General features: G+C 36.5%; 18 protein-coding genes and 2 pseudogenes. 5 read left to right on the top strand and 15 right to left on the bottom strand.

All coding sequences use genetic code 11. From position 1 onward, the window contains the following. Positions 1–108: 108 nt before the first annotated feature. The 5 genes from F3H00_RS02900 to F3H00_RS02880 all read right to left on the bottom strand — a co-directional run bounded on the left by F3H00_RS02900 (position 109) and on the right by F3H00_RS02880 (position 5460). Complete coding sequence (locus F3H00_RS02900; RefSeq protein ID WP_148798419.1) at positions 109–1551, bottom strand: potassium/proton antiporter; 1443 nt, start codon at positions 1549–1551, stop codon at positions 109–111. Between the two features lie 20 nt (positions 1552–1571). Continuing rightward, positions 1572–2009 carry a hypothetical protein gene (locus F3H00_RS02895; protein ID WP_021090991.1) on the bottom strand — a complete coding sequence of 146 codons (438 nt, stop codon included), beginning with the start codon at positions 2007–2009 and terminating at the stop codon, positions 1572–1574. Positions 2010–2040: 31 nt separating this feature from the next. Beyond that, positions 2041–3282 (bottom strand): ArsS family sensor histidine kinase, encoded by a 1242-nt coding sequence (locus F3H00_RS02890; protein WP_148798417.1) that lies wholly within the window; start codon positions 3280–3282, stop codon positions 2041–2043. Beyond that, complete coding sequence (locus F3H00_RS02885; protein WP_103579602.1) at positions 3282–3959, bottom strand: response regulator transcription factor; 678 nt, start codon at positions 3957–3959, stop codon at positions 3282–3284. Before F3H00_RS02885 ends, F3H00_RS02890 begins: the two co-directional genes overlap by 1 nt. 97 nt (positions 3960–4056) lie before the next feature. After that, complete coding sequence (locus tag F3H00_RS02880) at positions 4057–5460, bottom strand: Do family serine endopeptidase (RefSeq protein ID WP_103579601.1); 1404 nt, start codon at positions 5458–5460, stop codon at positions 4057–4059. A gap of 155 nt (positions 5461–5615) precedes the next feature. Between F3H00_RS02880 and F3H00_RS02875 the strand changes: the two genes are divergently transcribed. From F3H00_RS02875 to F3H00_RS02865, 3 genes are read left to right on the top strand one after another with little or no spacing between them, the layout of a single operon-like run. Next, positions 5616–6512 carry a DnaJ C-terminal domain-containing protein gene (locus tag F3H00_RS02875; RefSeq protein WP_021090570.1) on the top strand — a complete coding sequence of 299 codons (897 nt, stop codon included), beginning with the start codon at positions 5616–5618 and terminating at the stop codon, positions 6510–6512. Positions 6513–6515: 3 nt separating this feature from the next. Beyond that, positions 6516–6890, top strand: a complete 375-nt coding sequence (locus F3H00_RS02870) for a heat shock protein transcriptional repressor HspR (RefSeq protein WP_148798415.1) — start codon at positions 6516–6518, stop codon at positions 6888–6890. 3 nt (positions 6891–6893) lie between these two features. Next, the gene (locus tag F3H00_RS02865) at positions 6894–8519 is read left to right on the top strand and encodes a cation:proton antiporter (RefSeq protein ID WP_149703686.1); all 1626 of its coding nucleotides are present in this window, start codon (positions 6894–6896) and stop codon (positions 8517–8519) included. Positions 8520–8621: 102 nt separating this feature from the next. Here the strand turns inward: F3H00_RS02865 and F3H00_RS02860 are convergent, their stop codons facing one another. The 3 genes and pseudogenes from F3H00_RS02860 to secA all read right to left on the bottom strand — a co-directional run. Further along, the gene (locus F3H00_RS02860) at positions 8622–9821 is read right to left on the bottom strand and encodes an ABC transporter permease (protein WP_148798411.1); all 1200 of its coding nucleotides are present in this window, start codon (positions 9819–9821) and stop codon (positions 8622–8624) included. Between the two features lie 53 nt (positions 9822–9874). After that, a pseudogene (locus tag F3H00_RS10765) lies at positions 9875–9976 on the bottom strand (SEC-C metal-binding domain-containing protein); the annotation flags it as partial. Between the two features lie 108 nt (positions 9977–10084). After that, positions 10085–12481 (bottom strand): annotated as a pseudogene (secA, locus tag F3H00_RS02855) (preprotein translocase subunit SecA); the annotation flags it as partial. Between the two features lie 97 nt (positions 12482–12578). Here secA and lolA point away from each other — a divergent pair. Further along, complete coding sequence (lolA, locus tag F3H00_RS02850) at positions 12579–13091, top strand: LolA-like outer membrane lipoprotein chaperone (protein ID WP_054196481.1); 513 nt, start codon at positions 12579–12581, stop codon at positions 13089–13091. A 26-nt stretch (positions 13092–13117) separates the two neighbouring features. Here lolA and F3H00_RS02845 read toward each other — a convergent pair whose 3' ends face one another. From F3H00_RS02845 to F3H00_RS02820, 6 genes are read right to left on the bottom strand one after another with little or no spacing between them, the layout of a single operon-like run. Next, positions 13118–13657, bottom strand: coding sequence for a hypothetical protein (locus tag F3H00_RS02845; RefSeq protein WP_103593182.1), 540 nt, complete (start codon positions 13655–13657; stop codon positions 13118–13120). Further along, positions 13654–14973, bottom strand: a complete 1320-nt coding sequence (locus F3H00_RS02840; protein WP_148798407.1) for an ATP-dependent DNA helicase — start codon at positions 14971–14973, stop codon at positions 13654–13656. The genes F3H00_RS02845 and F3H00_RS02840 overlap by 4 nt, the downstream gene beginning before the upstream one ends. After that, positions 14974–16983 (bottom strand): bifunctional C40 family peptidase/M15 family metallopeptidase, encoded by a 2010-nt coding sequence (locus F3H00_RS02835; protein ID WP_148798405.1) that lies wholly within the window; start codon positions 16981–16983, stop codon positions 14974–14976. Next, a complete protein-coding gene (locus tag F3H00_RS02830) occupies positions 16980–17474 on the bottom strand; it encodes a chemotaxis protein (RefSeq protein WP_148798403.1) in 495 nt (164 codons plus the stop codon). The genes F3H00_RS02835 and F3H00_RS02830 overlap by 4 nt, the downstream gene beginning before the upstream one ends. After that, positions 17474–17914: a 2-thiouracil desulfurase family protein gene (locus F3H00_RS02825; RefSeq protein ID WP_148798402.1), complete on the bottom strand. Its 441-nt coding sequence runs from the start codon at positions 17912–17914 to the stop codon at positions 17474–17476. Before F3H00_RS02825 ends, F3H00_RS02830 begins: the two co-directional genes overlap by 1 nt. After that, positions 17911–18777, bottom strand: a complete 867-nt coding sequence (locus F3H00_RS02820) for a D-amino acid aminotransferase (RefSeq protein ID WP_148798400.1) — start codon at positions 18775–18777, stop codon at positions 17911–17913. Before F3H00_RS02820 ends, F3H00_RS02825 begins: the two co-directional genes overlap by 4 nt. A 105-nt stretch (positions 18778–18882) precedes the next feature. Between F3H00_RS02820 and F3H00_RS02815 the strand changes: the two genes are divergently transcribed. Beyond that, entirely contained in the window at positions 18883–19386 is a 504-nt protein-coding gene (locus tag F3H00_RS02815) for a hypothetical protein (protein WP_103579680.1), read from the top strand. 122 nt (positions 19387–19508) lie between these two features. Here F3H00_RS02815 and F3H00_RS02810 read toward each other — a convergent pair whose 3' ends face one another. Beyond that, a complete protein-coding gene (locus tag F3H00_RS02810) occupies positions 19509–19802 on the bottom strand; it encodes a hypothetical protein (RefSeq protein WP_021090986.1) in 294 nt (97 codons plus the stop codon). Between the last annotated feature and the right edge of the window lie 2 nt (positions 19803–19804).

Below are 19804 nucleotides of genomic sequence, written 5' to 3'. Positions count from 1 at the left end.
GCATGCTTTAGTGCTTCGCACTGCATGCAGTTTTATTTTTTAAAATTTATCGTGCGTTATAAATTTATAAAATCAAAATTTAGCATCAAACAATGACAAAACTTAAATTTAATACGTTAAATACTTAATCGTATCTTGATAAAGTACTTGATTTTCGCATTGTATCAGTAGCAAGTCATTTTCTTCAAAGATTGTTGAGCCAGTTGGCTTTTGATACTCATTTTTACGCTTTATTAGGATTATTAAAAACTCAGTTGGAAGCTCAAGCTGAGCCAAATCTTTGCCAATTAGTTTTGAGCCATAGTGGATGGTATGCTGACGAAGCGTGTAGCTTAAGATCGGCGAGTTTTCTACTGGCTTAACATCCTCTTGCTCGCTCTCTTTGACCTTAAATTTATCAGCCGCAAAGCCAAGCGACATGCCCTGTATCAAAATAGAAATCAAAACCATAAAAAATATAATGTTAAAAATCATATCCGCATCACGTATGCCATCTACATAAACATAGGTAGCTAGCACGACTGGCACAACGCCTCTTAGTCCAACCCATGAGATAAAAATTTGCTCATTTATCTTAAATTTTGAAAATACAAGCGATGCAAAAACACCAAGTGGCCTTGCAAAAAACATAAGCCATAAGGCCAAAACAAGCGCCATTAGTGCCGTTGCCGGAAGCTCGGAAGGATTTACCAAAAGGCCAAGAGTCAAAAAGACAACTATCTGCATCGTCCAAGCGATACCGTCATGAAAACCAACTAAATTTTTCTTATGAGAAAACTCTTTTTTGTTTATAAAAATTCCAGCTATGTAAACAGCCAGGTAGCCATTGCCGCCAACCTTAAAGCAAAGTGTGTATAAAAGCAATATCCAAGCGATAGAAAAAACTGGATAAAGGCCCCAGCTTTTTAGGCGAAGTCTATTAAAGATGGCTGGCAAAGCAACGCCAAATAAATAGCCCATAGCGATACCTATACCAAACTGCTTAACCAGTGTAATCGCCCACTCTGACGCACTTGGAGTGCTATTTAGCGAGATCATTTGAATAATAGTCATGGTTAAAAATATCGCCATTGGATCGTTTGAGCCAGATTCTAACTCAAGCAATGGCGCAATTCTATTTTTAAGTGAAATTTTCTTAGCTCTTAGTATGGCAAATACTGCTGCTGCATCTGTCGAAGAGATGATAGAACCTAGCAAAAACGCCTCTGCCCAAGTAAAATCAAGCAGATATTTTGCTACTGGAGCGATAGCTAGTGCAGTTAAAAAAACACCTAGTGTAGCAAGAGCCAAACCTCTACCAAAGATCGGTTTAATCGCTGCAAAATCAGTGTCTAGCCCACCAGCATAAAGTATAAATATGAGTGCCAGCATGCCGACATTTTGAGCGATTACTTGGTCGTCAAAATTTACGCCCAGCAAGCCGTCTGAGCCAGCCAGCATACCGACACCTAAAAATACTATTAAAGATGGAATTCCAAATTTATCAGAGATCTTACTTAAAAGAATGCTAGTTATAAGCAAAACTGCAAAAAATAGTAGTAAATTCTCCAAACAAACTCCACAAAATTATATTAAATCATGCTTTCAAAAGCTTCAAATTTTTCTTGATTTGAAAGCATTTCAAGCAATACGCCATAATTGTCTTTTATCTCATCTTGAAGCTTAGTAGTAAGCTCTTTAGCGTTTCTTCCATCTTTTGGATAGCTTACTATCAAATCAATTGGCTCAGCGTTTAAAAACTCTTGAATACCCGATAATAGCTCGCTAGCTCCTCTTTCATTTGTTCCATGAAGTACAACCACATAATGCTCATTCTCTCTTACAACGACGTCAGTTTGTCTTAAAAATTTTTCAAAGAGTTCACTATACTCTTTAGTGCTTGGCAAAGAAAAATATATCAAAGATAAATTTTTCGCATAATCTTTTACATTTTTATAACGATTTATAAAAGCTATTTCAAGATCTATTATTGATAAGATATCAACTGGTGAGAAAATTTTTGCTGCCATTTTTAGCCCTCTTTTGTTTATTATGTTTTATTTAAGTCACTATTATATCTTGTAAATTTTCAAAAACAAAGACATTCATTCCGTTTTTGTATTCGTATCTAAATTTGAGTCCATGAGCATCAAGTATATTGCTAACTATATATAAACCTAGTCCAAAACTCTTTTGCGTATCCTCTCCTTTGATAAATGGCTGGACATAAAAGTCAAGATCATTTTTTAGCTTCTCGCCTTGAGTTATAAATTTCATATGATCCTTGCTAACAACGATATTTACGTGCTTATCAGTTGAATATTTTATGCCATTATCTATCATATTTTTTATAGCGACCGAAAATAACTTGAAATCAACAAGCACCCTAACCTCATCAAGCTCACTGACACCAACACACTCTTTTTCAACCATGGCTATATCAATTGCCTCATCGATGAGATCCCTCATAAAACATGGCGTTTTATTGCTAAGTCCTATTTTTGATGTTATTTGCTCGATCGCTGCAAGTTCGTTTATTAGGTTTTCAAGCTTGTGAAAGACAGAGATCAGCCTCTCTTGATTTTTGCTTTTTTCTATCATTTGAGCGGCTATTAGCCCCTTTGTGATAGGAGTTTTTAGCTCGTGCATGATATTTCTTAAAAAAAGATGCCTTGAGTCATTAAGTGCCTTGATCTGACAAACCGCCTCATAAAATGCTTCAGAAACTTCAGAAATTTCATCCTTGCCGTTACCAACATTTTGCACACCATCAAGCTCACCATTTGCAAATTTTACGATCTGACGCTTTAGCTTTCTAAGCGGCTTTATCTTATATATGACAAAAATGTAAGCACCTAGCAAAATGACCGCAACCACCAGAAAAACAGCCTTTATCACCTCGTATCTGTAAGGCTGAAATTCCTTATCCATTAAAAGTTTTAGCTCGTCTAAATGCTCAATCCTTAAGTAATGGTGCTTATCATAAAGCAAGATAGCACTTGAGCCTAGATCGCTTGAAATTTCTTCTAAAACGGTCGCTTGTTTTAAAATTTCATTTTTTTTCTTCTCGTCTTTGATCTCTGGCATATCGATATTTGAAAGCTGGCGGTCGTACTGAGTTTTATTTATGATGCCACCCATATAAAACAAATTTGTCCTAGCGACGTTTGAGTATTTGTTATTTAGCTCTCTTGTATAGTTTTGCTTATCAAAGCCCATGAGCCACAAAAAAGCTAGAAATATCGAAACGAGCGCGAGTCCAAAGATAAAAGTTATGGTTATAAAAATAGACGATCTTGGCATCAAAGAACCAATTTATAGCCGATACCGCGGATCGCGTGGATGTATTTTGGCTCTTTTGGATTTTCATTTAGTTTTTGGCGAATTCTGCCGATGATGACATCTATACTTTTGTTTGAGCTATCTTCATTTATGCTCTCGCAGTTATAGATAAGCTCCTCTCTAGTAACCGCTCCGCCCTCTTTTAAAAGTAGATATTTTAAGATGTCGTATTCTGCGGCAGTTAAATTTAGCACGTTTCCTTTAAATAAAATTTCACGTTCAAATTCTTTTAGAACCAAGTCTTTATTTAAATTTCTCGCCTCACTTGCTGGGGTGATACTCTGCCTTCTTAGGTGACTTTTGATACGAGCCAAAAGCTCTTGTGGGTCATATGGCTTTGGTAAATAATCATCCGCTCCGTTATCAAGAGCATTTACCTTATCTGTTATATCATGCCTTGCACTTGATATGATTATAGGGATGTTGTGATTTTTCCTGATCTCTTTACAAACTTCTAATCCATCCATACCAGGCAATGTAAGATCTAGTATAACTAGGTCAAATTTACTTGTATTTAGCGTAGATAGTCCGATATATGGCTCTTCAGCAGTCACTACTTCAATATCATAGTTTTCTAGATATTCAGTTAAAATTTCAGCAAGCTCCATATCATCTTCTATCATTAAAATTCTAGTCATGATCTTTCCTGTTGTAAATTTATTTTTAAGGATTATAGCAGATTAAGATTTTAAAAATTTAAAAGGGTTAAGAGCTGAAATTTCAGCTCTTAGATGATTATTTTATAACAAGGCCTTGTATGATACCACCGCGATTTATCCACACTAGCGTCTTTTTACCTTTTGTATTTTTGATTGTATTTGCAAATGTTTGAAGATCTTTTATGCTCTCTTCGCCAACTTGTACGATCACATCGCCTCTTTCAAAGCCAAAGTCTTCAGCTTTTGAGCCTGATTTCACATCAGTTACTAGCACACCTTGAGTATCTGGGCTGATTTTGTATTTATATCTTATCTCATCGCTTAGATTACTGACGCTAAGTCCTTCGATGATAATGCTTTTTGCTATGTCTTTTGAATTGTGATCAGCGTTTGCAAGCTTGATTTTTGCATTCATTATTTTATTTGATCGCTCGTAAGTTATATCAACGCTGCTATTTGGAGTTAGTGAGCCAATGAAATTTTTAAGATCATTTGCGTTTTTGATAGCTTTATCGTTAGCTGATATGACTAAATCGCCTCTTTTTAGCCCAGCCTCATCTGCTGGCATGCCTTGCTCTACGCCACTTATTAAAGCACCTTCTTTATTTGTGTAAAGCTCTTTTTGCTCATCAGTTAAATTTGCAATAGTAACGCCGATAAAGCCACGTTCGATCTTGCCATCAGTTATCAGCTTTTTAGCGATATCTTTTACCATATTTGATGGGATTGCAAAACCAATACCGTTATTGCCACCACTTTTTGAAAGTATGGCTGAGTTTATTCCGACTAAATAGCCCCTGCTATCAACTAAAGCGCCGCCTGAGTTGCCAGGATTTATCGAGGCGTCTGTTTGGATGAAATTTTCATATTGATTAAGGCCGATATTATCTTTATTTAGCCCTGAAATGATACCTTGAGTGATACTTTCACCAACGCCAAATGGATTACCTATTGCAAATACGACGTCTGCATCAAGTAGCTTTGACGAGTCTGCAAAAGTGATCGCATTTAGTCCGTTTGCTTCTATCTTTACGACGGCTAGATCGGTTTTTGGATCACTTCCTATTAATTTGGCTTTAAATTCTTTACCACCATTTGCAAGAGTCACGACTATTTGATCGCTATCTTCTATAACGTGGTTGTTTGTAACGATATATCCATCATTTGAGATAATAACGCCAGAGCCAAGTGAAGTAGTTTTTTCTTTTTCTTTTGGTTTTGCAAAGTTAAATCCAAAAAATTCATTGAAGAAAGGGTCATTAAACATCTGCTCAATACCAGCGTTATTTACCGTTTTTGTAGTTGAGATATTTACAACTGAAAGCTTTGCCTGAGCGATCGAGTCATAATAAGAAAGTACACTATTTTTATCGCTAAGTGGCGAGACTCTCGTGATATTAGAGTTAGCTTCATTAAATTTAATATCAGCCCCCACTAAAAAAGAAGCTGCTACTAATGAAATTAGCACAATCTTTTTCATTTTTTTCCTTTAAACTAAATTTTTTTGCAAATTATAAATATAGTGAAAAAATAAAATCTTAACACTTTTTCTTGTTATTAAACAAAAATAAACTTGACTTGCATAGGCTAAAGCTTTGTGATATAATCCGTATCAAAAAAATATAAGGAGAATATATGAGTGAAAGCTTGTATGAGACTTTAGGGGTTTCAAAGGGTGCCTCAAGCGACGAGATAAAAAAAGCTTATAGAAAACTTGCCAGAAAATATCACCCAGACATCAATAAAGACCCTGGAGCAGAAGATAAATTTAAAGAGATAAATGCTGCTTATGAAATTTTAAGCGACGATAAAAAACGAGCTCAATACGACCAGTACGGCGATACTATGTTTGGCGGTCAAAATTTCCACGACTTTGCTAGTAGTTCAGCCGATATGGGCGATCTAAATGAAATTTTAAAGAATATCTTCTCAGGTAGCTTTGGCGGCGGTGGAGCTAAATTTAGCAGCGGATTTGGTAGCAATTTTGGAGGATTTGACGGATTTAGTAGTGGTGGATTTGGCTTTGGCGGAGCTGATCTAGACGTAAATGCAAAAATTTCTATACCATTTGACGTGGCTGTAACTGGTGGCGAACATAAGATAAATTTTAATGGCGAAAGCATTAAGATAAAAATTCCAAGTGGCATAGAAGGCGGCGAGAAGCTTCGCGTAAAAGGCAAAGGTAAAAGCGCTGGTGGTCAAAAAGGCGATCTTATACTTGCTATTAGCGTTGAGCCAAGCGACGAATATGAAAGAGTCGGAGACGATCTTTATAAAGATATAGAAATTCCACTAAAAACTATGCTTTTTGGCGGAAAGGTCGATGTACATACTTACAAAAAAGATGTCACGATTAAGATCGCTGAGAACTCAAAAACAGGTACAAAGATCCGCCTAAAAGGATATGGTGTGCAAAATAGAAAGAGCGGAATTTATGGAGATCTTTACTTAAAAGCCAGGGTAAAACTTCCAAATATCAGTGAGCTTGATGAAGGCTTAGTAAAAGAGCTAAAAGAAAAATTACCGGAGTAAAAAATGCAAAATTATGAAGAACCACTTTTTTTAATAAGCGTTGTTGCAAAGGTTTTAAGCATACATCCACAAACTTTAAGACAATACGAAAGAGAGGGACTTATCGAGCCATCAAGAACAGATGGCAAGATGAGGCTCTACTCACAAAAAGACGTTGATCGCGTAAAAACTATACTAAATTTAACCCGCGAACTAGGTGTAAATTTAGCCGGCGTTGATGTGATACTTCAGTTGAAAGAAAAAATTGACGATTTAGAATCAACTATTGATGAGCTAAATAAAAAATTGCACGAAGCTACCAGTCAAACTAGCACAAAAAGATCGCTCGTAAAGAGAAAAAATAGCTTTGATCTTGTATTTTACGAAGGTAAAAGATAATTTATGGAACAAATTTTAGAAGGTTTCTTGCTTGTTGTAGCGATCTCAGTCGCATTAAATGTCATTTTTAAAAAATTTCAGATACCAACCATTATCGGCTACATCGTAACAGGTACGCTTATATCAGAATTTTTCAACCTAAAAAGCAATGATGAAATTTCTCATATCGCGGAATTTGGTATCGCGTTTTTGATGTTTACCATTGGGCTTGAGTTTAGCTTTAAACACTTAATGGGCATGAAAAAAGAGGTCTTTTTAAATGGTGGCTTACAGGTTTGTTTAAGTGGCTTTATAATGAGTGTGATGCTTTATTATGCCCTTCACTTAAAAGACGAAACGGCACTTATTGCAGGTCTTGCGCTTGCACTCTCATCAACTGCGATCGTACTAAAGACACTAAACGATAGTGGCGATGTGAGTAAAATTTACGGCAGAAAAGCACTTGGGATTTTACTATTCCAAGATATTGCCGTCATTCCTATTTTGCTTATGATAGATATGTTTAGCTCGCAAGATGCTTCAATAAATGAGCTTTTACTAAAGACATTTACAAGTGCGATTATTCTTATCGTTGTGCTATTTTTACTTGGTAAATATGTCATCAACTGGATATTTTATAAAGTTATTCAAACAAATTCGCAAGAAGTTTTTATAGCTACGATTTTATTTATGGTCGTTGGCTCCAGTACTTTGGCTCACTTCTTTGGCTTCTCATACTCTTTGGGTGCATTTTTGGCCGGTATGATGATGGCTGAGACACAGTATAAACACCAAATCGAAGTTGATCTCATACCTTTTAGAGATCTGCTTCTTGGACTATTTTTTATAACCGTTGGTATGCAGATAAATTTTGCTGTAGTTATCTCAAACATCTGGCTTGTTCTTGGCCTAGTATTTAGTGTCATGGTGATAAAAGCAGTTGTTGTTTTTGCTATCTTAAACATCTACTTAAAGCGAAGAGTTGCTGCAAAAACTGCACTTAGTGTTTGTCAAATAGGCGAATTTGCACTAGCTGTTTTTGGACTAATGACTACTAGAAATTTACTTGATATACAAACTGCTCAAATTTTTATCGCAGCCTCAGTTGTATCGATGTTTGCTACGCCTTTTATACTTAAAAAACTAGATGCGATAGCAGACCTCATAGAACGTGAGATCGTTGTTGAACCAAATGAAACTCTAAAGCCGCAAAAAATCAAAAATCACATCGTAGTCTTTGGCTATGAGAGACTTGGACAAGAGGTCGTTTTAAGACTAAAAGAGACAAAGCTTTTGTACCTTGTGCTTGATAACGATATTAGTCTAGTTGAGCTTGGTAGGAGCCGCGGGGAAAATGTATTTTTAGGTAACGTTCTTCAAAGTCACACACTTGAAAATGCCTGCCTAAGCGATGCAGCTGCTGTTATTATAACTGTTAACAATGAGCAAAGAGTGGAGCTCATCGCGCAAAAGATAAAAGACTACGGCGTAAATACCCAAACTATAATAAAAATAAATGGTGAGGGTAATAAAGATATTTTTGGTGAGTTAGGTAAAAATTTCCACCTAATAAACGAAGAGCGTGTCATGGCAAAAACACTCGTACACGAGGCTCTTCAATGCAAAATCGATCATGATATAAGAGCGTAAAAGTATAAATTTATTTTAGAATTTTACGAGTTTATGCCGGTTTTAAAATAATCTTTTAAAAATAAATTTTACAAGCAATGAGCAAGCCTAAGCATCTAGGCTCTACTCATTTCTTAAAGTTTGAAGCACATTTACTTCTGTGGCTTTTTTAGCTGGGTAATAAGACGATATAGCCACGATAAAAATAGCTCCAACAATTATAAGCATAAAGTCAATCAAAGAAAGTTCTAATGGAAGTTTACTTGAGCCATAAACATCGGCCGGCAAGTCTATGATGTTGAAATTTCCAAGTAAAAATAGCCCTAAAAAGCCAAGTATCAAGCCAAATATAATGCCACCTCCGCCTATTACTAGCCCTTGATAGAAAAAGCTTCTTTTTATCTCACTTTTACTAGCACCAAGCGCAAGAAGCAAGGCAATCTCTTGCCTGCGGTTCATCACTGTCATTAGTAGCGAGCTTATGATATTTAACGACGCCACAAGGATAATAAGCATCAAAACGATAAAAAGTGCTCGTTTTTCAAGTGCGAGTGCTGAGAAAAAGTTGCCATTTTGCTCCCACCAGCCAATAGCAACCGTGCCTACTGGAAGCCCCTCACGCACTCTTTTTATATCATCAAATGGCTTACTTGAAAAGATATGAATTCCATCATAAACGCCTTTTGGATAGTCTAAAATTTTCCTCAAAGCATCAACTGAAGTATATGAAAATGCCTTGTCATAGGCGATTAGCCCAGATGTAAATGAGCCACCGATATCAAATCGCTTCATCTTTGGCGTTAGCGAAAAGCCAGCTGGATCGGCCTTTGTAAAGATAAGCGTTAATTTCTCATTGCTTCTTAGCCTAAACTCATTCGTTATACCACTTCCCACAAGTATCTCAAAACCATCTAGCTCTTTATCTTTTAAAGCTTCATTTACGACTGAGTTTATCTGTTTTTCATCTTTAAAATTTACGCCATAAACCAGTCCGCCCTCAAGTACATTTGCCGAACGGTAAATGACTTGTGTGCTTATAAATGGGCTAAATTTTAAATCACTAAATCTAGCCTTTAGCTCATCAACAAAGTCATCATCAATGGAGCCTTTAAAGGCACTTTGAACGGTTATTGGATAGTTCATCGTAAAAAGTTTTCGCTCAAATTCTTTGTCAAATCCATTCATAATCGCCATCGCAACGATTAAAACCATAAGTCCAATGCTAACGCCAAGAAAGGCAAGCAAGGCACTTAGAGTGATAAACGGCTGAGTTTTATCAAATCTTAAATATTTAAAAAGTAGGTACTTTGGTAAGCTTGTCATCAAATAGCCTTTTAAAAGATTAAGGCGCTTTTGGCGCCTTAAAAGTAGAAATTTTAAGCAAATATGCCTTTTTTAGGGCCACTTTTTCCGTGGCAATCTTTATATTTTTTACCGCTTCCACAAGGGCATGGAGCGTTTCTTGGTATCTTTTTTTCAGGCGTAAATTTATCATCCTCGCCTTGGTTGTTGTAGCTTAAATTTTCATTTTCAGCATTTTGACTAGCTTCAAGCATCATTCTAGCTTGCTCTTCTTGCTCTTCACGGCTCTTAAATCTTACAACCTGAAGCGTCTTAACACTCTCACTTTTTAGCCTGCTAACTAGCTCCATAAAGAGGTTATAACTCTCTTTTTTGTATTCGACAAGCGGATCTTTTTGATTATATCCTCTTAGACCAATACCAGTTTTTAGGATATCCATCTGATAGAGGTGCTCTCTCCACGCATTATCAAGCACTTGAAGGTATAAAATTTTCTCTATCTCTTTTCTTTGATCTTCATTTAGTACGCTCATTTTTTCGTTATATCTTACTTCAAAAATTTGCGCAATCTTTTCTATTAGCTCATCATACTCTAGACCTTTTAGCTCACTCTCATCTATCTCTTCGCCACAGTCTGCAAGGATAATAGAGCATAAATTTTTAATATCAAAGTCATCTTTCAAGCCGCCATGGAAAATTTCAGCCGTGTCAAGTAAATTTGCAGCATACTCTTTTCTATTTTGAGCTATCTTTTCGCTCATATCGTAGTTTTTATCAAGTAGCTCGTCGCGGTATTTGTAGATAGTTTTTCTTTGCTCATTTGCCACGTCGTCATACTCAAGCAAGTGTTTTCTAGCCTCAAAGTGCAAGCTCTCAACTTTCTTTTGAGCGTTTTCAACAGCTCTTGTCACCATGCGACTCTCGATACTCTCGCCCTCGTCGATACCAAGCCTATCCATGATCGCTTTTATGCGGTCACTACCAAAAATTCTTAAAAGATTGTCCTCTAAGCTTAGGTAAAATCTACTCATACCAGGGTCGCCCTGACGTCCAGCACGGCCACGGAGCTGATTATCTATCCTTCTACTCTCGTGCCTTTCGGTACCGATGATATATAAACCGCCTAAATTTCTAACCTCATCATCGATCCTAATGTCAACACCACGTCCAGCCATATTTGTAGCGATAGTCACAGCACCTTTTACACCAGCTTGTGCGATGATCTCGGCCTCTTTTTCGTGGTTTTTAGCATTTAGCACAGAGTGTGGGATACCAACTTTTTTAAGCATCTCGTGAAGCACCTCACTGCGCTCGATACTTGCAGTTCCTACGAGCACTGGCTGGCCCTTTTCGTGAGCCTTTTTGATCTCGTCGATAACAGCTTTAAATTTCTCGTTTTGGGTTTTGTAGATAAGGTCATTTGAATCGATCCTAATAACTGGCACGTTTGTCGGAATCGAGATAACATCAAGGTTGTAAATTTGAGAAAACTCAGTAGCCTCTGTCTGAGCCGTACCAGTCATACCTGCAAGCTTTTTATACATCCTAAAGTAGTTTTGATATGTTGTATCGGCTAGCGTTTGGCTCTCTTCTTGAATTTTCACACCCTCTTTCGCTTCAAGTGCTTGGTGAAGTCCCTCACTAAAGCGTCTGCCCTCACTTAGACGTCCTGTAAATTCATCAACGATGACGACTTCGCCCTCTTTTACAACGTAGTGAACATCTTTTTCAAAGAGATTGTGAGCTTTTAGGGCTTGATCTAGGTGGTGGCTTAGTATGGCATTTTCAAGGTTATATAAATTTTCAACACCAAATAATTTTTCAGCCTTGCTTATGCCAGCTTCTGTGATCATTATCGTTCTATTTTTTTCATCTACTATAAAGTCTCCCGTTGGCTTTGAGCCTGGCACGTTTGGATCAGCTGGAGTGCCTCTAGTAAGCTGTTTTGCGACTTGATCGGCTCTTATATAGCCATCAAGCGTGCGGTTTGTTGGGCCAGAGATTATAAGCGGAGTTCTAGCCTCGTCTATCAAGATACTATCGACCTCGTCCACGATAACGAAGTTATGGCCTCTTTGCACCTTTTGACCAGCTTCAAATTTCATATTGTCACGTAAATAATCAAAGCCAAATTCTGAATTTGTGCCGTATGTTATGTCGGCGTTATAAGCAGCTTGTCTTACGTTATCATCGTATCCGCCGCTTAGTATTACATCAACGCTTAAGCCTAAAAAATTATAAAGCTCGCCCATTTGCGTAGCGTCACGCTTTGCAAGGTAGTCATTTACGGTTACTACGTGTACGCCCTTGCCGCTCATCGCGTTTAATATAACTGGCAAAGTTGCAACCAAGGTCTTACCCTCGCCAGTTTTCATCTCAGCGATCCTACCCTCGTTTAGCACCATACCGCCTATTAGCTGCACGTCAAAATGGCGCATCTTAAGCACCCTTTTGCTAGCCTCTCTAACGATCGCAAAAACATCATTTAAAATTTCATCTAAAGTGACTTTTTCTTCTATTACTTGAGCTTTTAGCTCATTAAATTTGATCTTAAGCTCGTCGTCACTCATCTTTTCATAAGTTGGCTCGAGTGCATTTATCTGTGCAACGCGTCTTATATACTTTTTGACTTCTCTATCGTTTTTGGTGCCAAAAATCTTTCTAAATACCGATGAAATCATTATTTTACCTTCCTAAATTTTTAAACTTTGGATCTTAGCATAGTTTAACTATTTATTTAATTAAACTGGGCTAGAATACGCCAAAAAAGGATAAAAAATGAGAAAATTTCTAGTTGCCTCTCTCGTTGCAGTTTGCTCATTTGGTGCTGGCTTAAATTTCAAAAGCCTTCAAAGTGACTTTACGCAAACTGTATTTAGCGAAGGCAAAAGCATAAATTATAAGGGTAGATTTTACGCAAAAAACGACAATACTGCACTTTGGATATATGAAAGTCCAACGCCAAAGAGAATTTATTTTAACAAAGAACGTGTGATAGTAATTGAGGACGAGCTTGAGCAAGCTATCATTTCAAAGCTTGATGATACGCCAAATTTGACGCAAATTTTAGCTCATGCAGAGCAAATTCAACCAACACTTTACAAAGCAATATATGACGGAGTTGAGTACTTTATAACCATTAAAAACACGCTTCCAACAACGATTGATTATAAAGACAAGCTTTCAAATAAGATAAAAATAACTCTAAGCAATCCAGTAAAAGACGCACTCATACCACAAGAGACGCTAACTCCTGTCATTCCTCAAGGTTACGACATCGTAAATCAATAAATTTGGCTAGCTTTAGCCAAATTTACTCACTTCTCCCCAAAGTCTTTTCCAAATTCCTGCACATTATTTAGATCAATAGGTTTTTGAACTACGTCATTTGGATCTGGCGAGATGATGATCTCATTGCCTTTTTTCTTCTTTTCTGGTTTTGTTACAATCTCTTCATTAACACTTGGATCGGAGCATAAATTTTGGCTCTTTATTGCTTTTATGATCTCGCTTAGCTCAAGATTATTTATCACTTTTATATTTAAGATAAGCACATCATCGATATCAAGAGAGTGCTTTTTGGCTGCGTATTTTATAAAAAGCTCTTTAAATTTCTCTTTTCCCATTGAGGTTAAAATATCTTCCACGTAAAAGCTACCAACTATTATGTTTAAAGCATCAAGCACATACGCTTCATTTTCTTCAACATCACGTCCAACGACTTCAAGGTTCATATTTATCTTTTTTGTTAAATTTTGTCCAGCTTTTGAGTAGATATCTGTTTGAAAATCTCTTACTTTTAGTACGTCTGCAAATGCAAAAACACAAAAAGCAAGGCTTAAAAATAGCTTTTTCATAAATTCTCCTTAATATGCAAAAATACGTTTTCTTGGTAAAATTTCTTAACTTCGTCGTCAATTTTAACCACTTTTCTTAAATGCTGCCTAAAATCACTTTTTTTATCATAAAAAAGTTTTAAATTTTTAGGACTTACTGCACGAGAAAGTGCGACATAGAGTTGTCCTTTGGCAAAAATGTGGTTGATATTACAAATGAGCGAGTCTATGCTCATACCTTGAGACTTGTGGATGGTTAGAGCGTAAGCGAGCTTAAATGGAAACTGATGGAGCGAGGCTTGTACATTTTCTTCGATCTCATCTTCGTTTAAATTTAACGAACTAAATATATAAGCGGCTTTTTCTATCTCGCAAATTTCGCCGCTATCTTTTTTCACGATCACGCTTGAGATGACTCCGTTTTCTTTTAAGATTTGCATGATCTTGCCTTGCTCACCGTTATAGTACTCACCCCATTTATTTGACGTAAAGATAATCTTAGCGCCTATCTTCATCTCCAAATCCCTTGAGATATTTAGCGTATTTGCCCATTTTTCAAATTCTTTTTTATCTAAATTTTCATCCAAAATGCTCACATATGAGTTTGAAATTTCAAGTGGCGTGCTAAGCTCTGAGAGCCTTTTTTGATTTAGCATTTCAGCCTCGGCGTTTCTGCCAAAAAGCACACTCGTATCATCATCTGGCTCTATCTTGGTCACTCTTAAACTCTCTATATAGCTCATTATTTCATCATCTAGCTCGCCAACTCTTAGGCGAGAGAGAATTTCATAAAATTTAAGATCGTTTGTACGTTTTGAGACTAGTAGTTCAACATTTGTAAATTTCATATCCTCCCATGCACTGGAGTTAAAAGCGTATAAAAAATTAAAAAGCCTATTTTCGTTTTGCTCCTTTTGCACTGGTGGAAGCTGATAAAAATCACCCACTATAAGCACCCTACCTTTAAATTTGGAAGTAAGTAGTCGGTATCTTATCATCTCCATTAAATCTGAGCTCACCATTGAAATTTCATCAATTACAAGCAGATCACAAGCATCTAGCATATTTCGTAGCTTGCTTAGTTTGTCTTTTTGATGATAGTCAAAGCGTCTTAGCTCCTCATAGTCCTTGCAGTAGCCAAATTTAAAAAAGCTATGCAAGCTAACTCCGCCAAGGCTAACAGCACTTATGCCAGTTGAGCCAAGGATTATGACGTTTTTAAAATTTTCTTTGTAGTGTCTGATGACAGAGGCAGTTAGATAGCTCTTGCCAACACCGCCGCCACCTGTTAAAAAGACGTTTGAGTGAGATAAAATTTCTAAAATTTGATCTAGCATCTACTCAAACATCTCTGGGCGATACTCAAAGTGCATCGTATCAAAGTGCTTCCAGCGTCCGCCCCAGATAAATTTATGTTTTTCAAAAATACGCACTATCTTTTCAGGGATGAGATTTTGGTAGCCATTGCTCCACTGCCAATAGTGGCTCTTTTTCACATTTATATCGATCGCAATGCCGTAGCTGTGGGGACTCAAGCGGTTTGTGCCCGCGATGATGCGCCATTTAAATGTTCCGCCTGGATTTTTTAAATACTCAAGCAAGCTTGCATCACTCTTTGCCATCTCATTTAGCTCATTGCTTACGTCTTGCAAAGCAGCTGCGGCTCCATTTTTAGAGTTAAATGGTAGTTTTAGCGCAAGGCTATCTTTTAGCCAAACAACATCTACCAAATTTGCTTTTACCTCGCTCTCGCTTGAGCCATAAATTTTGCCTAAAAATTCATAATTTCTACATCTGCCAGCATCGCTTAGTACGGTGCTAAGCGGCGAAAATGCAGCGTAATCAAGCGCATTCATATCCTCTATATCAGCACCGATACTACACTCATCATCTTTTTGTTTAAAGTCATCATAGACAAATATTGTTCCATCACCAAATTTGACTAAATTATCCTCGACCTTAACATCATAAGCTCTTTGTAAAGCTGAAATTTTTCTAGCTTTATCACTTATTACATTTTCGGGCTTTATCACATTTATAGAATCGACCTTTGAAATAAGCAAATTTGAGTTTTGTATATCGCTTCTGTTTTGTCCGATGTTTAATGTAGTTACTGCCGTAGCACCGATTAACGCTCTGCCGTTATTTTCAGTTTTTAACCCCCAAGCATCATGCACCACGTAGATATCATCGCCCTTGTACCCAGCATAAAGCATTATGTGCCCTGGCAGATGCACAAGCGTAAGATATGGCACCCCTTTTTCTTTTATCTCTTTTGTTTTAGCGGCGTTACTAAGTCCTTTTAGATCAAATTTTTGTCCCATGTTTGCCTGGGCTTTTGAGTTTCTAGGTAGCCACACACCAAAGCTAGCCAGCAGATCTTTGGTAAAAAGCGAGCAATCCCTTAGCTTATCGACCCCACCCCAACCATAAGGCTGAGTAAGAAGAGAGCTAATAAGTGTTTTTAGATTTGAGTCATTAAATTTAAGAGGAAAAAGAGCGCCAACAGACTTTGGCAACACAAATTCTCTCAAGAGATTTCTTACATAAATTTTACCGTAGTAGTTTTTATCATCCTGTGCCAAAACAGGAAGTATCGCTCCGACTCTTGAGTAAAATAAGAAATTTCCAACCTTGTCATAAACTGGCATCTTATCCGTTTTTATAGTTACAAAACTTGATTTTTGATAGGCGTTTACCTCATCATCACTTATAAATTTTATATCCTCGACCTTTACCCAGCCCCAAACCGCATCATCGCTAACAAACGCCCATGCCCTGTCTTTAGAAAAATGTGAGACAAAAAGTGGATGAGCGATGCTTAGTGTTGATTCTTGCAGATAATCAAACGGATAGCCCTCGCCTGGAGTTTGCGGGTTTAAAAATATCGGCTCATCGGTTGGGAAATTTCTTAAAGCTGTGTTTGCCGAAGTTAGAGCATAAGCAGAGATGCTTGAAAGAGCTGAAAAATTTGCATTGTCCTTTTGTGCGTCAAACCAGCTTTGAGGTATCTGTCTAAAATTTGAGCCAAAATACTTTCTCTTCTCGCTTGGCTTATATATATTAAATGCCCAAAAGACATCGTTTGGATTAAATTTTACGCCCCTTAATGTAAAAACCTTAAACCTTCTTTTTAAAATTTCTTCTTGGTCAAAACTTGCGCTTTGCATATTTTGCGGTAGCGACGAGGCATCTTGCTTCATTTCAAAATCAAGCAAACTAATGCGTTCATTTGGCTTATATACATTTTCATCTGGTAAAGAATTTTGCACACTTGGCTTTGGCTGGGTCTGCGAACATCCCAAAAACAAAGCAACACTAAATGCTAAAAATATACCTTTTTTCAACTTTTTTCCTTATCCTTAAATATAGCTTCGACGATCAAAACAAAAATGTAAAACATCTTTTCATCGTTGTTTTTACAAATTTGCTTCATGGTCTCATTCTCGCTTTTTACTTTTATGTCATTTGATCTTAAAATTTCTACAATATCAGAGCCAAATTTCTTTGAAAGATCGCCCACTTTTACATCATTTAGAGCGTTTAAAAACCTGGTTGTATTGCAGTCCATCTGCACTGGCTTGTGATTTAATATATTTTTAAACTCAAGGCTTAGTTTCTTTAGCTTTTTCTTCTTAACATAACTATGAACGATCGTCAAAACAACCAAACTAAAGCCGAAGAAAATGTGTAAATTCAGCGAATTTTCACTCATCTCCCCATTTAAGAAAAGAATGCCACTCATAAAAAGACCGATCACACAGATAAAAAGCAGCAACAAGATGATGTACTTAAAAATCACCTCAAGCATAATGTTGTCTTTTAGCCTATCAAACATTAAAGCCCCACTATCTCATCTTCGCTGTAAACTAAAATTTCATTTTCTTTTAGCAGTTTTGCTGTGATGCCATCACCTAAAATAAGCCTCTTACTAAAACTTCCGTCATAAATTTGCCCACTTCCACAACTTGGACTTTTTGATTTTAAAATAGCCTTTTTGCAACCATTTAGCTTGGCTATCTTTAGGCAAATATCTGCTCCACTTTTAAAATTTTTACTCACATCTTTACCTGAAAATTTACAAACAACCGCACCATTTTTCATCTCAGCCGGTTCTCTTGGCGTGCTAAGCCCGCCGTAAACCTCTGGACAAACAAAAAGCAGATGATATCTCTTTGAAATTTCATCTAAAACATCTTTATTTAAAAGATTATTTTCGCCGTTAAATTTACAATTTATGCCAACTAGGCAAGCACTTATTAAGATTTTTTCTCTCAAAGCCCGGCTTCTTTTAAAAGTTCACCAGCATAAATTTCACGAAGTTTGCTTGAAATTTCTCCTACTTTTGCACCATTTATCGCCTTGCAATCAGCATAAACAACTGGTAAGAGTATGAGCGTCGCAGCCGAGATAAAGACTTCATCAGCACTATAAACTTCATCCATGCTAAATTTTCGCTCCTCTATCTTAAGGCCAATATCTTTGGCGATCTTTAAAAGTCTCATACGGCGAATGCCTGGCAAAATTTCATTTGAAAGTGGTTTGGTTATGAGTGTTTTATCCTTGATAATAAAAGCACTTGAGCTGCAACCCTCTGTGACAAAGCCATTTTCCACCATAAAGCCCTCATCTGCACCTTTTTTATGAGCTTCATTTTTAGCGTAGCACTGAGCCAGAAGTGAGATAGACTTGATGTCACGCCTTTTCCACCTGATATCCTCGACACTCACGACTTTTATGCCAGTTTTTGCAGCAGGATTGTTTAAAATTTCACTCTGGTAACAGAAAACAAAGACACTTGGTGTTAAATTTTCTATGAAATAGAAATTTCTAAACGCCACGCCTCTTGTTACTTGCATGTAAATTCCGCCCTCTTTTAAGGCATTTTTGGAGATTATCTCGTTTAAGATCGCCTCAAATTTTTCCTTTTCGTAGGGCAAACTTATATCTATTTCATTTAAGCTTCTTTCAAATCTCGCCCAAAATCCATCTTTATCAACCATTTTTGAATTTATCACAGGCACAACCTCATAAATTCCATCACCAAATATAAATCCTCTATCAAAAGCACTAACTTTTGCCTCATCTTTTTGCAAAAATTCTCCGTTTAAAAAGACGGTTTGCAAAGCTTGATCTGCCATTTTTAGCTCCTTAAATTTTGGGCAAATTGTATCTAATTTTGTTTGAATTTATAGATTCTTAGATATAATGAGCCAAAATTTCAAAGGTAAAAAGTCTATAAAAAAATGCAAGAAACTTTAAAAGATAGAATCATAAAAAACGTTTTTTTTGTTTCAAAACAGCCAGTTTTATTCAGGGATCTACTTGAAGCAAATGCCCTTTTTAACGAAGGTATGCTAATAGATGGAGCAAAGCTAAATTTTAGATTTAACCATATCAAGCTCTACCAGATTTATGCACTTATCTGTTTTGTCATTTTATTTCCATTGTTAATCATCACGCATCATTTTTTAGCAAAAACTGATGCACACATATCGATAATAGCGACTGCTGTCGTTACTTCGGCCGTTTTCATTGGCTTTGATATGTTTAAAGTTTGGGCAAGAAGAGAGATAAGTCACGATCTTATCAAGAAAGCTTGGAGCGTGCATTTTCCATATTTTGGCTATGAAAAATACTCAAGCAAGGTCGAAGAAATTTATAATACTGCTATAAAAAATGACATATCAAAAAAAGATTTAGAACAATATATATATGAAAAGCTAATCTCTCAAAAAGAAAGCAATTAGCAAGTTAAAAATAAGCTTTGTTTATTGAGCTAATTTTATTTTTACGCAGTTATATACAAAATGGCTATATTATTTGCCAATATAATTGAATCGCCAAAATTTAAAAAACTTTAAATGTTTCGTTATTTCCATTGACGCTCTTGCATATTATTTAAAATTTGATTTTTATAACGTAAATTTTCAAGCTTTATATTAAGAGCTCTATTTTCCTCTAAAAGCATATCTCGTTTACCGCTTATGTCAGCTATATCTCTACTTATATAATAAATTTGATTTGCTATGTAAATTTTTGGCAAAAATATAGCTAGAGCTATAAAAACAGCTAAATAGACCATCACTAATGTCTTAAAGCTTAAATTTACCTCACGTTTTTGCTCCTCATCATGAAGCGTTAACAGCTCTTCTTTTTCTTGCATCT

The sequence above is a fragment of the Campylobacter concisus genome, assembly GCF_902460845.1.
GTDB classification, from domain to species: domain Bacteria; phylum Campylobacterota; class Campylobacteria; order Campylobacterales; family Campylobacteraceae; genus Campylobacter_A; species Campylobacter_A concisus_X.
Note: the sequence above shows the minus strand (reverse complement) of the source record. Positions and strands in the feature narration are given on the sequence as shown.